Source organism: Pseudomonas sp. TE3911 (assembly GCF_054062775.1).
The window spans coordinates 6,065,556-6,084,028 of record NZ_JBSSFP010000001.1; the positions used below are offsets into that span (position 1 = coordinate 6,065,556).

The following is an 18,473-nucleotide window of genomic DNA, read 5'->3' on the forward strand; positions in this document are numbered from 1 at the left end:
GTTCAGGCGGCCCTTCATCAGCGGTTTTTCACCGTCTTAAAATTTGTAGTTCACGCTGGCGACCACGTTACGCTGGTCGCCGTAGTAGCAGTAGAAGCCGTCGCAGGTCGACAGGTAATCCTTGTTGAAGATGTTCTTGGCGTCGACCGCCACCGTCACACCTTTCATAGAACTGTTTACGCGGCCCAGGTCGTAGTGCACGGAGGCGTCATATACGGTGTAGGACCCCACATGACCGAGGTCGGTGTTGGCAGCATTGCCGTAGGTGTCGCCGACGTAGCGCACACCTGCACCCACGCCGAACCCGTCCAGCATGCCGCTGTGCCAGGTGTAGTCGGCCCAGCCTGTGGCTTGGTTGCGAGGCAACTGGTTCAGGCGATTGCCTTTTTCTGCCGCAACCCCTTCGGTGATTTCACTGTCGTTATAGGTGTAGGAACCTACGAGCTTGAGGCTTTCGGTGACGTCGGCACTGGCTTCCAGTTCAAGGCCTCGAACCCGTACCTCACCGACTTGGCGAGTGATGCTGCCTTCGGTGACCGAGGTGTTTTGTTGTGTCAGGTCGAACACTGCAGCGGTGAATAATGCTTTGGTGCCGGGAGGCTGGTATTTGATACCGGCTTCATATTGCTTGCCTTCGGTGGGCTTAAATGCTCCGGTGCTGGCTACTTGTGTACCCGAGCCGGCCTGGAATGATTCAGCATAGGACAGGTACGGAGTGATGCCGTTGTCGAAGACATAGCTCAGCGCCGCGTTACCGCTGAAATGTTTGTCACGCTGAGTATTGGTTGCGTCGTTGAGGTTATGAAACGTGGTGCCGGTATGGACCCAGTCTTCACGCCCGCCGAGGGTCAGGCGCCAGTTGTCGAGGGCCATTTGGTCTTGAAGGTAGAGGCCGGTCTGCTGGGTCTTCTGGTTGTAGTCATACATGGTGAAGTAGGTGACTTTCGAGAAGTCCTGCCCATACACCGGACGGTTGAAGTTGATGGTCGGCACGCCCGCCGATCCCCACAACCAGCGCGCATCGCTGTCGGAGCGCTGGTGGTCGAGACCCAGCAGCAGGGTGTGATTGATTGCGCCGGTCTTGAAGTCTGCCTGGAAGTTGTTGTCGACGGCGAATTGGCCGATGTTTTCATCGACCTTGCCAGCGGAACGACTCACGTTGCCATCGGCATCAACCGCAACTTCAGGCCCATTTGGAAAGAACGCGCCACCGGCGGTAATGCCCTGGAAGGACAGGTCATTCTTGGTGTAACGCAGGTTTTGGTGGAACTGCCAGGTGTCGTTCAGGCGCGTCTCGAACGCGTAACCCAGCGCGTAGTAAGTGCGGTCATAGAATTCCCAGTCCGGATCGCCAAGGTTTTTGTGGTGGGAAATCTTGCCGGCCGGTGAACTCAACTTGGTGCCTTGCAGTGGCAGGAACTGCCCGGTGATACCCGTATCGTCGCGGGTGAACTGGGTCAGCAGCGTGAACCTGGTGTCGTCGTTGATATTCCACGTCAGGCTGGGTGCGACGTTGTAGCGCTTGTCCGGGATGTGGTCGACGGCGGTGTTGCTGTCGCGCACCACGCCGCTTACGCGGTAGAGGAACTGTCCTTCATCGTCGATCTTGCCGGTGCTATCGAAGTTGATCTGTTTGTGGTTATTGCTGCCTGCCTGAACTTCAATTTCGTTCGAGCTTTCGGCCTGGGGGCGGCGACTGACCATATCCAGCAAACCGCCGGGTGGGGTTTGCCCGTAGACCGACGAGGCCGGACCTCGGAGGACTGCGATGCGTTCCAGGTTCCAGGTGTCAATCTTCGGCGTGGCGTAGTTGCCTTTGGGCAATGGCAGACCGTCAAGGAATTGGGTTGGGACAAACCCGCGTACCAGCAGCCAGTCACTGCGCGAGTCTGATCCGTAGCCACTGCTCTGCACGCCAGCGGTGTAACGCAGTGCATCGTTAAGGTTGAGAACGGAGCGGTCTTCCATTTGCTGGCGAGTGATCACCGTGACCGAGCGAGGCAACTCGGCGATAGGAGTATCGGTCTTGGTGCCAGCCGCTGTGCGGGTGGCGACATAACCATCCACCGGCCCCCATGCGCTTTCATAACTGCCCTGTCCGGTGATGCTGGTCTCTGGCAGCGCCACAACCCCCTCAGGAATCGCCACCAAGGTAAACGTCCCCGCACCACCCTGTTCCAATTGCAACCCAGTCCCACGCAACGCCTCGCGCAGTGCACCTTGTGCATCGAACTGGCCCTGGACCGGCGCCGAGGTCTTGCCGGCGGCCAGCGACGGGTTGAGGGTCAGCGCGAGGCCGGCCTGGCTGGCGATTTGGTTCAGGGTGGTGGCCAGCGGTGCAGCCGGCAGGTTGTAGGCGCGCACGCTGGGCGCTTGTTCGGCGGCAAACAGTGAAGGGCTGGCCAGCGGGGCGCTGAGGGCTATGGCCACGGCTAACAGGCTGGGGCGCAACAAGGTGTCTAGCGTGCGGGACATGGGGCGGCTCCTGAATGGAAGTAATTCGCAATTGCCTATGTGCCGAACGAGAATCGAGAAGTGATAGGGCAGGATCAAAATATTTTTGCGGTGGGTGTGAGGGCCTCATCGGGGGCGAGTCGAATCGTCGATAGCGATAGCCCAGCCACCCCAGAACCTATGGCTTACCCGTGACCGTTACCCACCACGGCGTGTGCTGCTCGATCCGCACCGGCAGGGTCGGCAGCAGAGCGTTGAGCGCAAGGGTGGTGTCGTGCAGCGGGAAGCTGCCGGTGATGCGCAGGTCAGCCACGCTTTTATCCACACCCAAGTAGCCGGTGCGGTAGCGGCTGAGCTCATCCACCACATCGCCCAGGCGGGCGTTGTCGACCACCAGCATGCCGCGGGTCCAGGCGTCGGTGGCAGGGGTGACGGCCAGTGCTGGGCCGAGGCCGTCGCCACGCATCAGCACTTGCTGGCCTTCCTTGAAAATCTGTTCTTGATGCAATGCTTGCGGCTGCGCCGCGACTGCCGATTGCAAGACGCTCAACCGCGTGGCGTCGTCTTCGCGCCTGACGATAAACCGCGTGCCCAGCGCCCGCAGGCTGCCGTCGCGGGTTTGCACGTAGAACGGGCGCGCGTCGTTGTGGCCGGTCTCGACGAGAATTTCGCCTTCCTGCAACACGATCAGCCGGCGTTTTTCATCAAAGCGTACGTCGATGGCGCTGTGGGTATTGAGGTTGATCTGCGTGCCGTCCGCCAGTTTCAGCGTGCGCTGTTCGCCAGTGGCGGTGCGTTGGTCGGCCAGCCAATAGTGGATCGGCACATAACGCTCGCCGGCAAACAACGCCAAACCGCACACCAGCGCGATACTCGCCAGGCCAGTACCGAGCTTGCGCACCCGTTGGCGAATACCTTCACGCGATTGCAACAACGCCGCCCGCGCCGGGCCCGAGGCTACGCCAAAACGCTGGTCGAGCATCCCCAACTGGCGCCAGGCGCGAGCGTGTTCTTCATTACTGGCCAACCATTTGCTGAACTCTTCACGTTCCACCGCGCTGCCGTCGCCGGAATCCAGGGACAGCTGCCAGGCAATCGCCGCATCCAGCACACGGGCCGAGACCGGTTTTGAGCTGATCGCACTCACAACGGTTCGCCATACAACGCGATGTAGCACTGGCGAATGCCCTGGGCCAGGTATTGGCGCACACGGGGTACTGACACGCCGAGGCGCTGGGCGATTTCCGCGTGGCCCAGGCCGTCGAGGCGGTTATAGAGGAACGCGGCGCGGGCCTTGCTCGACAGCTTGCCGAGCAGGCGGTCGATGGCCTTGAGGTCTTCCAGGATAAGTTGCTGTTCTTCCGCAGAAGGGTGTTCGCTTTCCGGGACTAGCATTAATTCGGCGAGATAGGCCTGTTCCAAGGCGGCGCGACGGAAGTAGTCGAACAGCAAGCCTTTGGCGATCGCCACCAGAAATGCCCGTGGCTCGCGGGGGGCGCGCAGCTCGTCACGGCCCAGCAGGCGCATGAAGGTGTCCTGACTCAGGTCTTCGGCGCGACTCGGGCAGGCCACATTACGCCGCAGCCAGGCCAACAGCCAGCCACGATGGTCGCGATACAACGCGCCAACAAGCTCACTGTGTGGGTTCTGGACCGACGACAAGGCATCACCGAATAAACAAGGGGTTTAAACTAACGAGAATTATTCGCGATTGTGTCAGAGGCGTGGGATGGGCGCAATTGGCGTCCGTCGGGTTGAAGGCTTAATGACATCTCATTGGTAGATGAGCGTTGCCTGGTGAGACGGGCTCTTTGTGGTGAGGGCTTTCTGTGGTGAGCAGGTTTTCTGTTGTGAGGGGGCTTTCTGTGGTGAGTAGGTTTTCTGTGGTGAGCGGGCTTGCCCCGCGCTGGGCTGCGAAGCGGCCCCAACACCTGTCAATGGGTTATGACTGAAGAAACGCGGTGCCTGGATTGGGGCTGCTCCGCAGCCCAGCGCGGGGCAAGCCCGCTCACCACAATGAAAGCTCATTCACCTAAAGGTCATTTATTTAAGTGGTTAGAAAGAGGCGCTTGCTTGCGCCGTTTCCATTGGCTCAAGCGTGGTGAGGGGGCTTTCTATGGTGACTGGGCTTTCTTTGGTGAGTAGGCTTTCTGTGGTGACTAGATTTTCTGTGGTGAGCGGGCTTGCCCCGCGCTGGGCTGCGAAGCGGCCCCAACACCTGCCAATGGGTTATGACTGAAGAAACGCGGTGCCTGGATTAGGGCTGCTCCGCAGCCCAGCGCGGGGCAAGCCCGCTCACCACAATGAAAGCTCATTCACCTAAAGGTCATTTATTTAAGTGGTTAGAAAGAGGCGCTTGCTTGCGCCGCTTCCATTGGCTCAAGCGTGGTGAGGGGGCTTTCTTTGGTGAGCAGGCTTTCTGTGGTGACTAGATTTTCTGTGGTGAGCGGGCTTGCCCCGCGCTGGGCTGCGAAGCGGCCCCAACACCTGCCAATGGGTTATGACTGAAGAAACACGGTGCCTGGATTGGGGCTGCTTCGCAGCCCAGCGCGGGGCAAGCCCGCTCACCACAATGAAAGCTCATTCACCTAAAGGTCATTTATTTAAGTGGTTAGAAAGAGGGCGCTTGCTTGCGCCGTTTCCATTGGCTCAAGCGCTCCTGAAGCGCCTTCGGGGAGTCGATCTGCTGTTGTCGCGCACGACTGAACAAGATAAGCATCAGCTCCGCCGTGGCCAGGGCGTCGGCGCTGGCGTGATGGCGTTCGCCCACGTGCAGTTTGAAATGGTTTATCCAGTCGTCCAGCCCGGCTTCGCGGATAGGCGCCTCGGGGCACAGCAGTGGGGCGATGTCGGCCACATCCAGAAACGGATGCGCCAGGCGATAACCCAGGCTGTCCTTGAGTGCGCGGCCGAGCATGTGCTGGTCGAACGGTGCATGGAATGCCAGCAATGGGCTGTCGCCGACAAATGCCATGAAGTCCAGCAGCGCTTCCACCGGATCACTGCCAGCGGCGATGGCGCTGGGCCCCAGACCATGGATCAACACGCTGGGGCTGAGCTTTGTTTCGGCGCGCTGCAGGGTGCGTTCGAACAGCTGTGAAAAGTCCACCGCGCCGTCTTCGATCACCACCGCGCCGATGGACAGCACTTGGTCACGGTTGAGATTCAGGCCGCTGGTTTCCAGATCCACCACCACCCAGCGTTGGGTACGCAGTGGGTTATCGCCCAATGCCGCGGGCTTGGACAGTTGCTCCAGGCGCCGTTGTTGCGCGGCATCAAGGCCAGGTTTTTTCGCACGTAACCAGTCGAATAAACTCACAGTTGATACCGCAACGTCAGGCTGCTTTGCAGGCGTTGGGCCTGGCGCAGGGATTCGCGCAGAATGCGGCGGTCCAGGTGGTTGAGGCTATCGGGGTCGACGCGGTTGGAATACGGCTGGTTCTCGCGGGTCTGTAACTGGTGCTGCTGCATGCGGGTTTGCTGGATAAAGTGGTACGCCTCCTCATACGCGGCGCCGTCCAGCGGTTCGATGACTTCCTTGGCCACCAACTGGCGCAGACGCTCCAGGGTGTTGTTGGCGTGGATGCCATTGGCCAGCGCCAGCAGGCGCGCGCCGTCGACAAACGGTGTGAGGCCCTGCACCTTGAGGTCGAGCGTGGCTTTTTCACCGCTTTTGCGTGTCAGCACGAATTCGCGGAAACGTCCTACAGGTGGCCGTTGGCGCAAGGCGTTCTCGGCAAGCATGCGTTGAAACAGCCGGTTATCTGCGACCTGATCCAGGACGTTTTGGCGCAAAAAATCGCCCCCCTGTTCATCGCCCCACACCACCCGCAGATCAAAATAGATGCTCGAACCCAACAGGTTCTCCGGCGTTGCTTCACGAATAAACGCCGCAAACCGCCGCGCCCATTCCGCCCGCGATAGGCACAGCTCGGGGTTGCCGGCCATGATATTGCCCTTGCACAGGCTGAACCCGCACAGCGCCAAGCTCTGGTTGATCTGCTGCGCCAGGGGCAGCAACCGACCGCGAATCTCGGCGGCCTCCACCGCGTCCTTGGCCTCGAACAGAATGCCGTTGTCCTGGTCGGTGTACAGCGTCTGCTCGCGGCGGCCTTCGCTGCCGAAACACAACCAACTGAACGGCACGCCGGGGTCGCCTTTTTCGGCGAGGGTCAACTCGATTACTCGACACACCGTGTGATCGTTGAGCAGGGTAATGATGTGAGTGATCTGGGTGGATGACGCGCCATGGGCGAGCATCCGCTCGACCAACTGGCCAATCTCGCCGCGAATTGCCACCAGGTTCTCCACCCGGGGCGCATTGCGGATGGTGCGGGCCAGGTGCACCAGATCGACCCGTTGCAGGGAAAACAGATCGCGTTCGGATACCACGCCACACAGGCGCTGGTCCTTGACCAGGCACACATGGGCGATATGCCGTTCGGTCATGGCGATGGCGGCGTCGAATGCGCTGTGGTCCGGGGTCAGGAAAAACGGCGCCTGGGTCATGTGACTGTCGATCGCCTGGGTGAAATCGCTGGTGCCGTCGGCGACCACTTGGCGCAGGTCGCGCAGGGTAAAAATCCCCAGGGGCGACTGATGGACGTCGACGATCACAATGCTGCCCACCTGTTGCTCGTGCATCAGCGTCACGGCTTCGCGCAGCGGCGTGTCCGGGCTGCACATTACCGGGTGGCGCATGGCCAATTCGCCCAGACGGGTATTGAGCGAATACTGCGTGCCTAGGGTTTCCACGGCTTTTTGCTGCACTTGCTGGTTGACCTGATCCAGCAGGCTGCTGACGCCGCGCAGGGCAAAGTCGCGAAACGGGCTGGAGAGGGCAAACAGTTTGATAAAGGCGGGCTTGTTCAGTTGCAGGCAGAAGGTGTCTTCGGCGGCTTTATGCTCGGTGCGCGTGGCTCGTTCACCTAAAAGCGCAGCAAGGGGGAAGCACTCGCCAGTGGTGATTTCGAAGGTGGTTTCTGCCGAGTCCGGTCGTTCGCCCACGACGCGGCCTTGTTTGACGATGTAAAAGTGCTCCACCGGCCCGCCCGACGGCTTGAGAATGCTCTCGCCAGGGCCGAAGAAACGTAATTGACACTGTTCAACCAGAAATGCCAGGTGCGCATTTTCCATTTGATTGAATGGCGGGAAACGTTGCAGGAATTGCAAAGTGCCGTGGATGTTCTGCAACACGGCGGTTTTACCCGCCTGCGTGAAAGCATCAGCTTTACTCATAACAGTGACCGCAGTTTTTTTGTCGTTATCGTCCTGCATGGTCGACTCCTACGCGATAGGTGCCCATTGGACGTAAGTCTAGGTCGATGAAAACAGCGTAGAGCTAGGGAAAAACCTTACATGAATATCGTCCAAACCCCGTGGAACACCCACTAGTCAAACTTTCCGACGAAGTGCACATTGATCGCCCTTCCGCAGATGTCTGACGAGTGTGCTGGGAGATTGATGAAAATTGTTGAGAACCGTATGTCCGACCACGATATTTTGAGTGATGCCGAGCGCGAGGCCCTGAGCGCCGTGATGCTGGAGCCTGATTTACCGCCGCAACGCGTGCTGATTGTCGATGACGACAAGGATGCGCGAGAACTGCTGGCGGAGATCCTTGCTCTGGACGGTATTCGCTGCATGACTGCCGAGAGTGGTGAGGCAGCGTGGAATTTGTTGAAATCCAGCAGCTCCATCGGTTTGCTGATCACCGACTTGCGCATGGCACCGAGCAATGGCCTGGAGTTGATCCGCAAAGTGCGCGAATCCACCCGCGCGGCGCTGCCGATCATCATCATGTCGGGGGACGCCGAAGCGCCGGATGTGATCGATGCGATGCATTTGAGTGTGGTGGACTTTTTGCTCAAGCCGATCGACAGCGTGAAGTTAGCGAAACTGGTCAAGCGTGAGTTGGGGATGGCTTCCTGATTTTTGCGGTATCTGCACGGGCTTCATCGGGAGCACGCCCCGTCCCACAGTTGACCGCGTACATCCACAACACAGCCCCAAAGAAAAAGCCCTGATCTCTCGATCAGGGCTTTTTCATTTACAGGCCGTTTTTAGCCTTGAACTCCCGACGCCGACGGTGCAACACCGGCTCGGTGTAACCGTTGGGTTGCTTGGTTCCTTCAATCACCAACTCCACCGCTGCCTGGAACGCGATGTTGCTGTCGAAGTCCGGGGCCAGTGGGCGATACAGCGCGTCCCCTGCGTTCTGACGGTCCACCACTGGCGCCATGCGCTTGAGGCTTTCCATCACCTGGGCTTCGTTGACGATGCCGTGGCGCAACCAGTTGGCGATGTGCTGGCTGGAAATACGCAGGGTGGCGCGGTCTTCCATCAGGCCCACATCGTTGATGTCCGGCACTTTGGAGCAGCCGACGCCTTGGTCGATCCAGCGGACCACGTAGCCGAGGATGCCCTGGGCGTTGTTGTCCAGCTCGTTGCGGATTTCTTCCTCGGACCAATCGGTGTTGCTGGCCAGGGGGATGGTCAGGATGTCGTCCACCGAGGCGCGCTCGCGCGTGGCCAGTTCGGCTTGGCGGGCGAATACGTCAACCTTGTGATAGTGCAGGGCGTGCAGCGCAGCCGCCGTAGGCGACGGTACCCAGGCGGTGTTGGCACCGGCCAATGGGTGAGCGATTTTCTGTTCGAGCATCGCGGCCATCAGGTCGGGCATCGCCCACATGCCTTTACCGATCTGTGCGCGGCCTTGCAGGCCCGTGCTCAAGCCGCTATCGACGTTCCAGTTCTCGTAGGCGCCGATCCATTTTTCGGCTTTCATGGCGGCCTTGCGCACCATCGCGCCCGCTTCCATGGAGGTGTGGATTTCGTCGCCGGTACGGTCCAGGAAGCCGGTGTTAATAAACACCACGCGCTCGCTGGCCGCCTTGATGCAGGCCTTGAGGTTGACCGTGGTGCGGCGCTCCTCGTCCATGATCCCGACCTTGAGGGTGTTGCGCGGCAGGTTCAGCACGTCTTCGATGCGACCGAACAGCTCGTTGGTAAACGCGGCTTCTTCCGGACCGTGCATTTTCGGCTTCACGATGTACACCGAGCCGGTGCGGCTGTTCTTGCGGGTGTTGTTGCCGTTGAGGCTGTGGACCGCCGCCAGGCTGGTGACCAGGCCGTCGAGGATGCCTTCCGGCACTTCATCGCCGTTCTTGTCGAGGATCGCGTCGATGGTCATCAAGTGACCAACGTTGCGCACGAACAATAGCGAACGGCCATGCAACGTCACGTCCTGACCGTCGATGCCGGTGTAGACACGGTCAGGGTTCATGGTACGGGTGAAGGTCTTGCCGCCCTTGGCCACTTCTTCGGCCAAGTCGCCCTTCATCAGGCCGAGCCAGTTGCGGTAGATCACCACTTTGTCGTCGGCATCCACGGCGGCGACGGAGTCTTCGCAGTCCATGATGGTGGTGAGCGCAGCTTCCATCAGTACGTCTTTCACGCCGGCAGCGTCGGTCTGGCCGACCGGGGTGCTGGCGTCGATCTGGATTTCGAAGTGCAGGCCGTTGTGTTTGAGCAGGATCGCAATCGGCTCGGCCGCCGGGCCCTGGAAGCCGATCAGCTGCGCATCGTCACGCAGGCCGCTGTTGCTGCCGCCTTTGAGGCTGACGATCAACGTGCCGTCGACGATCTTGTAACCGGTGGAATCGACGTGGCTGCCGGCGCTGAGCGGCGCGGCTTCGTCGAGGAAGGCACGGGCGAAGGCAATCACTTTGTCGCCACGCACTTTGTTGTAGCCCTTGCCCTTCTCGGCGCCGTCGGCTTCGCTGATGGCGTCGGTGCCATACAGCGCGTCGTACAGCGAACCCCAACGCGCATTAGAGGCGTTGAGGGCGAAACGGGCATTCATCACCGGCACCACCAGCTGTGGGCCGGCCATACGGGCGATTTCGTCATCGACGTTTTGGGTCGAAGCCTGGAAGTCTGCGGCTTCTGGCAGCAGGTATCCGATGTCTTGCAGGAAGGCTTTGTAGGCCACCGGGTCGTGAGCCTGGCCGGCATGGGTCTGGTGCCAGGTATCGATGCGCGCCTGGAAATCGTCGCGTTTGGCGAGTAGGGCTTTGTTCTTCGGTGCCAGGTCATGGATGACCTTGTCGGCGCCGGCCCAGAACTGGTCGGCAGTGATGCCGGTACCGGGAATGGCTTCGTTGTTCACGAAGTCGAACAGGACTTTGGCGACCTGCAGGCCACCGACTTGAACGTGTTCAGTCATTGCTTGCCTCACTCTGCGGAGCTTATGCGCTTTTTCAGATTTTCATTATGTAGTGCACGGTTGCGCATACTACATGATGACTTGCGGTTGTGAAAATTAGACTAAATACGTCGTTTAGCGACCCACTTTGGTCGTACGGTCACAGCGGAGAACAGGATGTTCTCAAAAAACTATTGGATTGTTCCAGATAAATATAAAAATGGTACACGATTTGTTTTCGTGGGCCCCCGGGTCCACCTTGTAGATTGAATTCAGAGGGCTTCGCCATGGACCATCTTGTACTCACAATTATCGCCGCCGACAAACCCGGCCTGGTCGAGCGCATCGCGCAGAACATTGCCGCCCACGGTGGCAACTGGCTGGAAAGCCGCATGGCCCATATGGCCGGGCAGTTTGCCGGGATCCTGCGGGTCAGCGTACCTACGGAAAGCCGTCAGGCGTTATTGGGGGCGCTGGAGGACTTATCCACACACGGCATTCGCGTGCTGGTGGGTGAGGGCAGCACTGGGCAGGCCTCGGCGTCCAAACCAATTGTGATGACATTGGTGGGCAATGACCGTTCGGGCATCGTGCGTGAGATCACAGCGTTATTGAGTCAGCAGGGCGTGAACCTGGAGCGCTTGAGCACGGATGTGCGCCCGGCCCCTATGAGTGGCGACCCGCTGTTCACGGCTGAAGCGTTGTTGCAGGTGCCACCATCGTTGTCCTTGGAGAGCTTGCAGCAATCCCTGGAAACCTTGGCCGATGACTTGATGGTGGAGCTGCGTAACGAGGAATAACTTGTCCACAAGGTTATGCATGGAAATCTTGCATGGGCCTGTGGATAACCTTGGGGTGAATGCCTGCAAGCCATGCCGGCTGTGGCTTGCAGGATGCTGTACGTTATTTGATCAGCGTTTGCGCACGGTCAGCCAGGCGTCCACGCTGTAGACCACCAACCCAGCCCAGATAAAGGCGAAGGCAATCAGCGTGCTTGGCGCCAGGTGTTCGCCGAACAGCAGTACGGCTTCGAGCAACACCAGGGTCGGCGCGACGTACTGCAAGAAACCTAGCGCGGTGTACGGCAAATGCCGTGCGGCGGCGTTGAAGCACACCAGCGGGATGAGCGTTACCGGACCCGCGGCCACCAGCCACCAGGCTTCGGACGTACTCCAGAACGCCAGTTGCGCACTGTGGGCGGAGGGGTTGAACAGCAGCCACGCGACGGCAATTGGCACCAGCATCCAGGTTTCCACCACCAGCCCTGGTAGCGCCTTGACCGGTGCCTGTTTGCGGATCAGGCCGTAGAACCCAAAGGTCAGCGCCAGCACCAACGACACCCACGGCAAACTGCCCACTTGCCACACCTGTTGCGCCACGCCCACTGCGGCCAGGCCCACGGCAGCCCATTGCAGGCGACGCAAGCGTTCGCCGAGAAGCAACATGCCCAGCAGTACATTCACCAACGGGTTGATGTAGTAACCCAGGCTGGCTTCCAGCATGCGGCCACTGTTCACCGACCACACATACGTCAGCCAGTTACCGGCAATCAACGAACCGCTGAGGGCAAGGATCGCCAGACGCTGGGGGTTGTCGCGCAGCTCGCGGAACCAACCGGGATGCTTCCACACCATCAACAGCAAACCGCCGAACAACGCCGACCACAGCACACGGTGAACGATGATCTCGGCGGCGGGTACGCTGGCGATGGCTTTGAAGTAGAGCGGGAACAAGCCCCAGATGACATAGGCGCTCAGGCCCAGGATGTACCCCTTGCGGGGGTTGGCGGCGTGCATTGCAGAATCCTTGCTTAGGCAGCTAACAAAGCGCGATTGTAAGGATATTTGTCAGGCAATGGGACTGGCTTGGTAATGCGGTCTGCTTTGTGTAGGAGGGTGCAAGCCCCCTCCCACGTTCGAAAGCAATCAGAAGAGTTTGAGCGGCTCTTCATTGAGCGCCGAAAGCTGCTCGCGCAGTGCCAGCACCTGATCACCCCAATACCGCTCGCTGCCGAACCACGGGAAGCTGTGGGGGAAGGCGGGATCGTCCCAACGCCGCGCCAGCCAAGCGCTGTAGTGCATCAGGCGCAGGGCGCGCAGCGGTTCGATGAGTGCCAATTCCCGCGGGTCGAAATCGTGGAACTCCTGATAGCCGTCCATCAACTCGGACAGTTGGCCCAGGCATTCCTGACGGTCGCCAGCGAGCATCATCCACAGGTCCTGCACCGCCGGTCCCATACGGCAGTCATCCAGGTCGACGATATGGAACATCTCGTCGCGGCACATCATGTTGCCGGGGTGGCAATCGCCGTGCATGCGGATGTTCTTGTGCGGTGTGGCCTTGTAGACCTCTTCCACACGCTTGAGCAGGTCGCGGGCAACGGACTCGTAGGCCGGCAGCAGGCTTTTGGGAATGAAATTGCCTTCAAGCAGCGTGTTGAGTGAATCGTGACCGAAGTTCTTCACGCCCAGGGCTTCACGGTGTTCGAACGGGCGGGTCGAACCCACCGCGTGCAAACGGCCGAGCAGTTGCCCGAGTCGATACAGTTGATCAAGGTTGCCGGGCTCTGGCGCACGGCCGCCACGGCGAGGGAACAAGGTGAAGCGGAAACCGGCGTGTTCGAACAGGCTCTCGCCGTTGTGGATCAATGGCGCGACTACTGGCACTTCGCAGTCGGCCAGCTCGAAGGTGAAGCGGTGTTCTTCAAGGATCGCGTCGTTGGTCCAGCGTTGAGGGCGATAGAACTTGGCGATCAGCGGTTCACCGTCTTCGATACCCACCTGATACACGCGGTTTTCGTAGCTGTTGAGCGCCAGAACACGAGCATCGCTGAGGAAACCGATGCTTTCGACGGCGTCGAGCACGAGGTCAGGGGTGAGGGTTTCAAACGGATGGGCCATGGGAACTCCTGCGGGCAGCAGGGCGCCGCTTCCGGCCGGGTATGGTAACGCACCAGGCTTGAGATAGGGGGCGCCTGTGCCATTGTCATCGGGGGCAAGCGCCCTCCCACAGGTGACCGCGTTTATCCTGTAGGAATGCGGTCTGATGTGGGAGGACGCTTGCCCTCGATAGCGGCCTATCAGGCGCCGACAATCCCGCCATCATCTCGCCGAATCGCTATCACCGACGAACGCGGCTTGCCATTCGGCAGATGCTCCGGCCAAGTCGAGCCGCCGGTTTCCCCCGGATGCTGAATCCCCACAAACAACGTCTTCTGATCCGGTGAGAAGCTGATACCCGTCACTTCACACGCCACCGGCCCGACCATGAAGCGGCGGATTTCTCCGGTGACTGGGTCGGCGCAGAGCATCTGGTTGTTGCCCATCCCGGCAAAGTCGCCCGCGTTGCTGTAATCGCCATCGGTGAGGATCCACAGGCGTCCGGCCTTGTCGAAGCCCAGGCCGTCGGGGCTGTTGAACATGTTCTGCGGGTTGATGTTGGACGATCCGCCCTTGGGCTTGCCCGCGTGCACCCCGGGGTTGCCGGCGACCACAAACAAATCCCAGCTGAAATCGGCCGCACCGTGGTCATCGGCATTGGCTTTCCAGCGCAGGATCTGGCCGTAGACGTTCTTTTCCCGTGGGTTGGGGCCGCCTACCGGTTGGCCGTCTTCGCCGCGCTTGGCGTTGTTGGTCAGGGTGCAGTAAACCTGGCCATCGGTGGGGCTGACCACGATCCATTCCGGGCGGTCCATGCGCGTGGCTTTGACCACACTGGCGGCCAGGCGCGCGTGGATCAGCACTTCTGCCTGGTTGGCGAAACCGCTGCTGGCATCGATACCGTTTTTTCCATGGGTCAACTCGACCCACTGGCCTTTGCCCTTGGGATGATCGGCATCGCCGTTGCCCGCGTCGAAGATCGCCACGTACAAGGTGCCGTGGTCGAGCAAGTCTTTGTTGGCCTTGGGGTTCTTGTGGTTGATCTTGTCGCGGCTGACGAACTTGTAGATGAACTCACCGCGCTCGTCGTCGCCCATGTACACCACCGCGCGGCCGTCGCGGGTTTCAGCGAGGGCGGCGTTTTCGTGTTTGAAGCGGCCCAGCGCCGTGCGTTTGGCCGGGGTGGATTGCGGGTCGAATGGGTCGATTTCCACCACCCAGCCATGACGATTGAGTTCGTTGGGGTTCTTGGCCAAGTCGAAGCGTGGGTCGTGCTGGTGCCAGTTGATGTCTTTACTGGCGGCCACCACGCCGTAGCGTTTCTGTGCGGCGTCGAAGGTTTGTTGTGGGTCGCTGCTGCCGAAGCAGTCGGTGAAGTTTTCTTCACACGTCAGATAAGTGCCCCAGGGTGTCTTGCCGTTGGCGCAGTTCTGGAAGGTACCGAGGGCTTTCTTGCCGGATTTGTCGGCGCTGGTTTTCAGCCAGTCGTGGCCAGCAGCAGGGCCGCTCAGGCGGATTGGCGAGTTGCCGTGGATACGGCGGTTGTAACGCGAGTCCTGGACGAACTGCCAGGTGTCACCCTTGCGCCGCACTTCAATTACCGACACGCCTTCGCTGGCCTGGGCCTTGTGCACATCTTCCGCCGATTGCGGCGCGCCGCCGTGGGCGTAGAGATAGCGGTAATTGGTGTATTCGTTGTTGATCGCCATCAGCGCGCGGTTGTCGTCGCCGGGGAAGGCGAACAGGCTCATGCCATCGTTGTTGTCGCCGAATTGTTGTTCCTGGGCCTTGGCCGTGCCGTTGCCGGAAGGGTCGAAGGCCGGCGCGCTTTTGTGCAGCGGCTGGCCCCAACTGATCAGCACCGAGGCGCTGTAGCCCGGCGGCAAGGTGATGGTGTCGCTGGTGGCGGCAACGATGCTGGCAAACCCCAGCAGCGGGCTGGCGGACGCGGCGTTCACGGCCAGGGCGCTGCGGCTCAGCAGGTTGCCGCCCAGGAACATCGCGGCACCGCACAGGGCGCCGGCGCCGATGAAGCGGCGGCGGGTGAGGCCAACCATCTGTTCAAGGTCGGTGGCTTGGTTTTCTTCTAATAGGCTCATCTCAGGCTCCCTGCGGTTTTTGCAGACACCATAAGGAGCGGGTGTGACGAAGTTGTTGCAGTTTGAAGAACTCTGCGGCTCAGACCGGTGTGCCGAGCAGCACATGACTGGGGGCAAATTGCACTTGGATCGCCTGGCCTTCGGCGGCGTCCAGGGCGATGAGTACGTCGGGCTGCGCCAGGGCGCATAAAACCTGGCCATTGGGCAGGGCGATACGCACTTCGCTGGGACCGTCCTCGGCGTGGAGAATGGCGTCTAGTGTCCCGCTCATACAATTGTGTCCGAGTGTTACGGCGCCATCCGGTGCCAGCAATTCCAGCCAGCCAGCCTTGATCAGCGCGACGACTTCCACGCCGATCTCCAGCTCCAGCCGTTGTGTGCTGTCGTGGGTGATTTGCGCGGCGAGGGTCAATCCACCCGCGAGTTGCAAATGAATCAGGTCGTTGCGGCCATGGCTTTCAATTCTGATGACCAGGCCATGCAACTGATTGCGCGCGCTGGTTCGTAGCATCAGACGGCCCAGCAGATTGAAGTCACTGGCGGCTTCGTCCGAGCCCAGCACCTCAGCCTGCAAGGCTTGCAGGCGTTGATAGAGGCGCAATACCCGTTCCCCTTCAGCCGTGAGCCTGGCGCCGCCGCCGCCTTTGCCGCCGACGCTGCGTTCTACCAGCGGTTTTTGCGCGAGGTTGTTCAGTTCATCAATGGCATCCCAAGCGGCCTTGTAGCTCAAGCCAGCACTCTTGGCGGCGCGGGTGATGGAGCCCTGTTCGGCGATATGCCCCAGCAGGGCGATGCGTTGGGGGCGGCGGACGATATGTTGGCTCAGTAAAGTCGGAAGAGACATGGGCATACGCTGTGTTGGGATGAGCGGACGTTGCGGCTGTGAGGCATGAGAGTCAAGTGCCGGGCTTGGGTGTGCGGGCCAAGCAGTACACGTCCACCTGTCGCGCGCCGGCGTTGATCAACAGCCGCGCCAGGCTGTGGGCGGTGGCGCCGGTGGTGAGCACGTCGTCCACCAGCGCCAGGTGGCGGCCTTGTACAAGGGCGTCAGGGGTCAGGGCGAAGGCGTTGAGCAGGTTGCGTTTGCGCGCCTTGGCGTCGAGGGTCTGTTGCGCCATGGTTTCATGGGGGCGTAATAACAGGTGTTCATCGTAGGGGATATTCAGGTCGGCACTGAGCCAGCGCGCCAGCATCAGCGCCTGGTTATAACCACGCTCGCGCAAGCGCTGGCGGGCCATGGGTACCGGCAGCAGAACGTCTGGGCGGGTGAGTTCGTTGTTGTCGAAGCGATCCCGCAGGTGTTGCCCCAGCAAGTGCCCCAGTAGATGCCCGAGGGGCCAGCGCGCCTGGTGCTTGAAGCGACTGATCAAGGTGTCCACGGGAAAGCTGTAGGTCCAGGGGGCGATTACTTGTTTAAAGGCGGGGGGGTGTTTCACGCATTGGCCGCAGATCAAACCGTCCATCGCCAAAGGTAGCGCGCAGGTCTGGCAGTGCTCCATCAGCCAGGGCAGCTCGGTTTCGCAGACGTTGCACACACAATCGTCTGTTTCTGTGGCCTCATCGCAGATTAAACAGGTGCGTATGTTTTTTAACCAGATGTAAACTTCGTGTTTGTATCTTGGTTGACAGTGCATGAATCTTCCTTAAATATGCCGAGCATCCGTGTCGCGCCTGTGGGTATTGCCCTTCCCGCAGCGTTTGCCAAAGCATAATCAAGGAATCGCCCATGAGCGCCAGCATCACCGCCACCTTGCGTCACGATTGGTCCCTGGCTGAAGTCAAAGCACTGTTTGTGCAGCCGTTCAATGACCTGTTGTTCCAGGCGCAGACCGTACACCGTGCGCATTTCGACGCGAACCGTGTGCAGGTGTCGACCCTGCTGTCGATCAAAACCGGCGCCTGTCCGGAAGATTGCAAATATTGTCCGCAGTCGGGCCACTACAACACTGGCCTGGAAAAAGAAAAGCTGATGGAAGTGCAGAAGGTCCTCGAAGAGGCTGCCCGCGCCAAGGCCATCGGTTCGACGCGCTTCTGCATGGGCGCCGCCTGGAAACACCCGTCGGCCAAAGACATGCCGTACGTGCTGCAGATGGTCAAAGGCGTGAAGGCCATGGGCCTGGAAACCTGCATGACCCTCGGCCGTCTTGACCAGGACCAGACCGAAGCCCTGGCCCAGGCCGGCCTCGACTACTACAACCACAACCTGGACACCTCGCCGGAGTTCTACGGCAGCATCATCACTACCCGCACCTACAGCGAGCGCCTGCAAACCCTGGCCTATGTACGTGATTCGGGGATGAAGATCTGTTCCGGCGGCATCCTCGGCATGGGCGAGTCCCTCGACGACCGTGCCAACCTGCTGATCCAGTTGGCCAACCTGCCGGAGCATCCGGAGTCGGTGCCGATCAACATGCTGGTGAAAGTGGCCGGTACGCCGCTGGAAAACGCCGAAGACATCGACCCGTTCGACTTCATCCGGATGCTCGCCGTGGCGCGCATCCTGATGCCTCAGTCCCATGTGCGGCTGTCCGCCGGCCGTGAAGCCATGAACGAGCAGATGCAGGCCCTGGCGTTTTTCGCCGGCGCCAACTCGATTTTCTACGGCGACAAACTGTTGACCACCGCCAACCCGCAGGCCGACAAGGACATGCAACTGTTCTCGCGCCTGGGCATCCTGCCGGAAGCCCGTGAAGAGCACGCCGATGAAGTGCATCAAGCGGCGATTGAGCAGGCGTTGGTCGAGCAGAAGAGCAGCGAGCAGTTCTACAACGCTGTCGTCTGATTGAAATGAAAGGCCAATGTGGGAGGGGGCTTGCCCCCGATTAGGGAGTGTCA

14 protein-coding genes are annotated in these 18,473 nt (G+C 60.3%); 3 read left to right on the forward strand and 11 right to left on the reverse strand.

The features are described 5' to 3' along the window. Nucleotides 1-36: 36 nt before the first annotated feature. From ACVWXD_RS27610 to ACVWXD_RS27630, 5 genes are all read right to left on the reverse strand, one after another. Complete coding sequence (locus ACVWXD_RS27610; protein WP_260367970.1) at nt 37-2,475, reverse strand: TonB-dependent siderophore receptor; 2,439 nt, start codon at nt 2,473-2,475, stop codon at nt 37-39. 157 nt (nt 2,476-2,632) lie between these two features. Beyond that, complete coding sequence (locus ACVWXD_RS27615; RefSeq protein ID WP_095185065.1) at nt 2,633-3,601, reverse strand: FecR domain-containing protein; 969 nt, start codon at nt 3,599-3,601, stop codon at nt 2,633-2,635. Continuing rightward, the gene (locus tag ACVWXD_RS27620) at nt 3,598-4,116 is read right to left on the reverse strand and encodes an RNA polymerase sigma factor (protein WP_032883939.1); all 519 of its coding nucleotides are present in this window, start codon (nt 4,114-4,116) and stop codon (nt 3,598-3,600) included. The genes ACVWXD_RS27615 and ACVWXD_RS27620 overlap by 4 nt, the downstream gene beginning before the upstream one ends. 949 nt (nt 4,117-5,065) lie before the next feature. Further along, a complete protein-coding gene (locus ACVWXD_RS27625) occupies nt 5,066-5,773 on the reverse strand; it encodes a 3'-5' exonuclease (protein ID WP_032883937.1) in 708 nt (235 codons plus the stop codon). Next, nucleotides 5,770-7,692 carry a putative nucleotidyltransferase substrate binding domain-containing protein gene (locus ACVWXD_RS27630; protein WP_177434275.1) on the reverse strand — a complete coding sequence of 641 codons (1,923 nt, stop codon included), beginning with the start codon at nt 7,690-7,692 and terminating at the stop codon, nt 5,770-5,772. The genes ACVWXD_RS27625 and ACVWXD_RS27630 overlap by 4 nt, the downstream gene beginning before the upstream one ends. A 246-nt stretch (nt 7,693-7,938) precedes the next feature. Here ACVWXD_RS27630 and ACVWXD_RS27635 point away from each other — a divergent pair, with 246 nt between their 5' ends. Continuing rightward, nucleotides 7,939-8,385, forward strand: coding sequence for a response regulator (locus ACVWXD_RS27635; protein WP_457371604.1), 447 nt, complete (start codon nt 7,939-7,941; stop codon nt 8,383-8,385). A 118-nt stretch (nt 8,386-8,503) separates the two neighbouring features. Here ACVWXD_RS27635 and ACVWXD_RS27640 read toward each other — a convergent pair whose 3' ends face one another. Beyond that, nucleotides 8,504-10,681 carry a malate synthase G gene (locus ACVWXD_RS27640; RefSeq protein ID WP_457371535.1) on the reverse strand — a complete coding sequence of 726 codons (2,178 nt, stop codon included), beginning with the start codon at nt 10,679-10,681 and terminating at the stop codon, nt 8,504-8,506. 266 nt (nt 10,682-10,947) lie between these two features. On the opposite strand from ACVWXD_RS27640, the gene ACVWXD_RS27645 reads away from it, so the two are divergent. Beyond that, a complete protein-coding gene (locus ACVWXD_RS27645; protein ID WP_032883932.1) occupies nt 10,948-11,460 on the forward strand; it encodes a glycine cleavage system protein R in 513 nt (170 codons plus the stop codon). Between the two features lie 111 nt (nt 11,461-11,571). Here the strand turns inward: ACVWXD_RS27645 and rarD are convergent, their stop codons facing one another. The 5 genes from rarD to ACVWXD_RS27670 form a co-directional block, all read right to left on the reverse strand. After that, nucleotides 11,572-12,456, reverse strand: coding sequence for an EamA family transporter RarD (rarD, locus tag ACVWXD_RS27650; RefSeq protein ID WP_032883928.1), 885 nt, complete (start codon nt 12,454-12,456; stop codon nt 11,572-11,574). Between the two features lie 129 nt (nt 12,457-12,585). Beyond that, nucleotides 12,586-13,560, reverse strand: a complete 975-nt coding sequence (locus ACVWXD_RS27655) for a serine/threonine protein kinase (RefSeq protein ID WP_032883927.1) — start codon at nt 13,558-13,560, stop codon at nt 12,586-12,588. A gap of 179 nt (nt 13,561-13,739) precedes the next feature. Next, nucleotides 13,740-15,638, reverse strand: coding sequence for a PhoX family protein (locus ACVWXD_RS27660; protein ID WP_457371536.1), 1,899 nt, complete (start codon nt 15,636-15,638; stop codon nt 13,740-13,742). Nucleotides 15,639-15,717: 79 nt separating this feature from the next. Next, nucleotides 15,718-16,482, reverse strand: a complete 765-nt coding sequence (locus tag ACVWXD_RS27665) for a TOBE domain-containing protein (RefSeq protein ID WP_095185062.1) — start codon at nt 16,480-16,482, stop codon at nt 15,718-15,720. Nucleotides 16,483-16,534: 52 nt separating this feature from the next. Continuing rightward, entirely contained in the window at nt 16,535-17,272 is a 738-nt protein-coding gene (locus ACVWXD_RS27670; RefSeq protein ID WP_095185061.1) for a ComF family protein, read from the reverse strand. 92 nt (nt 17,273-17,364) lie between these two features. Between ACVWXD_RS27670 and bioB the strand changes: the two genes are divergently transcribed. Then, the gene (gene bioB / locus ACVWXD_RS27675) at nt 17,365-18,420 is read left to right on the forward strand and encodes a biotin synthase BioB (protein WP_032883922.1); all 1,056 of its coding nucleotides are present in this window, start codon (nt 17,365-17,367) and stop codon (nt 18,418-18,420) included. The last annotated feature ends 53 nt before the right edge of the window (nt 18,421-18,473 follow it).

What these genes read in the sequence shown, in the direction of transcription:
- ACVWXD_RS27645 (WP_032883932.1), top strand. Translation starts at nt 10,948, where the DNA reads ATGGACCATCTTGTACTCACAATTATCGCCGCCGACAAACCCGGCCTG.
- ACVWXD_RS27610 (WP_260367970.1), bottom strand. Translation starts at nt 2,475, where the DNA reads ATGTCCCGCACGCTAGACACCTTGTTGCGCCCCAGCCTGTTAGCCGTG.
- bioB (WP_032883922.1), top strand. Translation starts at nt 17,365, where the DNA reads ATGAGCGCCAGCATCACCGCCACCTTGCGTCACGATTGGTCCCTGGCT.
- ACVWXD_RS27630 (WP_177434275.1), bottom strand. Translation starts at nt 7,692, where the DNA reads ATGAGTAAAGCTGATGCTTTCACGCAGGCGGGTAAAACCGCCGTGTTG.
- ACVWXD_RS27670 (WP_095185061.1), bottom strand. Translation starts at nt 17,272, where the DNA reads ATGCACTGTCAACCAAGATACAAACACGAAGTTTACATCTGGTTAAAA.
- rarD (WP_032883928.1), bottom strand. Translation starts at nt 12,456, where the DNA reads ATGCACGCCGCCAACCCCCGCAAGGGGTACATCCTGGGCCTGAGCGCC.
- ACVWXD_RS27640 (WP_457371535.1), bottom strand. Translation starts at nt 10,681, where the DNA reads ATGACTGAACACGTTCAAGTCGGTGGCCTGCAGGTCGCCAAAGTCCTG.
- ACVWXD_RS27665 (WP_095185062.1), bottom strand. Translation starts at nt 16,482, where the DNA reads ATGTCTCTTCCGACTTTACTGAGCCAACATATCGTCCGCCGCCCCCAA.
- ACVWXD_RS27655 (WP_032883927.1), bottom strand. Translation starts at nt 13,560, where the DNA reads ATGGCCCATCCGTTTGAAACCCTCACCCCTGACCTCGTGCTCGACGCC.
- ACVWXD_RS27660 (WP_457371536.1), bottom strand. Translation starts at nt 15,638, where the DNA reads ATGAGCCTATTAGAAGAAAACCAAGCCACCGACCTTGAACAGATGGTT.
- ACVWXD_RS27635 (WP_457371604.1), top strand. Translation starts at nt 7,939, where the DNA reads ATGTCCGACCACGATATTTTGAGTGATGCCGAGCGCGAGGCCCTGAGC.